The organism is Nocardiopsis salina YIM 90010, assembly GCF_000341025.1.
Classification (GTDB): domain Bacteria; phylum Actinomycetota; class Actinomycetes; order Streptosporangiales; family Streptosporangiaceae; genus Nocardiopsis; species Nocardiopsis salina.
Map to the genome: position 1 here is coordinate 1 of NZ_ANBF01000193.1, position 455 is coordinate 455.

The window sequence follows — 455 nt, forward strand, 5'->3', positions numbered from 1 at the left end:
CTGCTCCGCGGGACGGAGCCCGGAGGAGGGCGGCCTCGGCGGCGCCCAGGGCGAGTCCGTCCCCGGGTCCGGGCGGGTGGACGCGGGTTCGGTGACACCGGTCGGCCCCGCCGCGGGGGCCGGGGGGTCGACGGACGGCGCAGGATTCGGGGGTTCGGCCACGGTGTCGAGAGGCGGCAGCTGTTCGGGCTCGGGGACCTCCGGCCCGCGGTCGGTCCTCCGGGGCCCGAGCGGATCGTCCTCGGGGTCGGCCGGTACCCCAGGCCGGCGCCGGCTCGGACGCGACCCCGGAACGAGGCGCACGGTGTTTCCGCGCACCTCCTCCTCCGCGTCCTCGATGTCGTCGGGGCCCTCGGACCCGTCAGGATCGCCCCCCTGAAGCCACGGGGGTGCGACCGTTTCGGGCGCCTCGGGGGGATTGGCGGTCTCGGGCTGACGGGCGTAGGGCGGCGGGG

At 78.2% G+C, this 455-nt stretch carries 1 pseudogene; it reads right to left on the minus strand.

What is annotated here, in order from left to right:
* Positions 1–455 (minus strand): annotated as a pseudogene (locus D474_RS33020) (MinD/ParA family protein); the annotation flags it as partial.